Below are 1,408 nucleotides of genomic sequence, written 5' to 3'. Positions count from 1 at the left end.
TCGGCATTTTTTCCGGGCTATACTAACAGTAACTATCTCTAGCCCTGATGATTACGTCAAGTCTGGCTGAAATGAGAACATCCTCAAAGCCATACACAGACTGCCTTTTTAATTTTCGGACAGGTCTTTTAATCGTTCCTCTATAGCTTCCTTATCTGGTTTATCTAATTGTCCAATTCGATTTAACCAATTTTCCGATGAATCTTTAAAACAATTAGCATCAACTGTACATATTTGATGAACTAGGACATAGGAATTTTTATCAAGACCATTTCTACTGGTAGGATTAATTGGATAGGTAGTTGGTAAACCATTAAATGTTGTTTGTGAAGTTAGAGGAATCACAGAAAAAGTTGCTATATATCCAGATTCATCTTGAAATTGATCACTTGTCCAGATGATATAGGGATGTGTTCCTCTAAAAACCCTACTGGAATTAATATTCTCTTTACAGGTTTGACATTCTACTTCTCCTGGTTCATCTAAATTATAAATATGAACATGACCCAGTTTGCAACGAAGAGATACTCTGTAAGGATTAATCCAATAAATCCAACCCTGTCTAGGTTTTTGTCCAGCCACTTTTATGATCCTAATTCACTGATTAATTTTGCTCTTTCTGCTTGCAGATTTAGTTTTACTTTTTCTTCTGGTTGATGGTTTTTTTGAGCTTCAACCATTGGCGCAGTGCTATACACATACTCTAGTAATTGATTTATTTTATCTTGTCCTGCACCTGCCCATTCTCTTCTAATGTTATCAAGAATTAGCTTGAGACTTAAAGGTAAATCTAAATCATCAACATTACCTGATTCCGTACCAAGTTTAATCAGTATTGTATTACCTTGAGATTCTTGAATAATCTCTTTTCCATTCATTGTCCTTAAAACATTATCTATTTCCTCGTTCCAAGGTCCATGACGATAATAGCACCAATCTAAATCAGTTAATTGATTGCCTGTCCATTTGACAGCATAAAGATCAGCCAAATACAAGAATTTAATTAGCTGTGTTTTTGTGATATATCCTTTTGTCGCATAGACAAAATATTTGATGAGTTTATCCAGCATAATCCTTATTTCTCCCGATTATCATAAGATTATCTAATTCCTTTAGGTTGGCAATATAAACATATATAAGTTTTGTATGAAAGTTAGACTTTTTATGGAGTTATCATAATTTTCCATCGGCTAATTATAATTCGTTTTTATCTCAATTTCTGTCAATTTTTAACCTAGCTGCTATATTTATAGTGCTAATGTACTATAATATCATATTTGGATTATGTAGGGTTTGCTGAATAAACCTAAAACCTTGATATATCAAAGGTTAGAGGCTGATAAACACAGAAATTAGTGCAAGGGTTTTGAAGGGTATACCGGAAAAAGTGTGCATTTTTTGGGATTTC

The 1,408-nt window shown here is 33.2% G+C and carries 2 protein-coding genes; both read right to left on the bottom strand.

From position 1 onward, the window contains the following. Window positions 1-108: 108 nt before the first annotated feature. Complete coding sequence (locus FFR48_RS27830) at window positions 109-582, bottom strand: type II toxin-antitoxin system PemK/MazF family toxin (protein ID WP_236104226.1); 474 nt, start codon at window positions 580-582, stop codon at window positions 109-111. A 2-nt stretch (window positions 583-584) separates the two neighbouring features. Next, window positions 585-1,070, bottom strand: a complete 486-nt coding sequence (locus FFR48_RS27825) for a type II toxin-antitoxin system antitoxin SocA domain-containing protein (protein WP_137669570.1) — start codon at window positions 1,068-1,070, stop codon at window positions 585-587. Window positions 1,071-1,408 lie beyond the last annotated feature (338 nt).

The organism is Sphaerospermopsis reniformis, assembly GCF_005402885.1.
GTDB lineage: Bacteria > Cyanobacteriota > Cyanobacteriia > Cyanobacteriales > Nostocaceae > Sphaerospermopsis > Sphaerospermopsis kisseleviana.
Note: the sequence above shows the minus strand (reverse complement) of the source record. Positions and strands in the feature narration are given on the sequence as shown.

Bases quoted from the DNA above. Each gene is read 5' to 3' on its own strand.
- FFR48_RS27825 (WP_137669570.1), bottom strand. From the start codon at position 1,070: ATGCTGGATAAACTCATCAAATATTTTGTCTATGCGACAAAAGGATAT.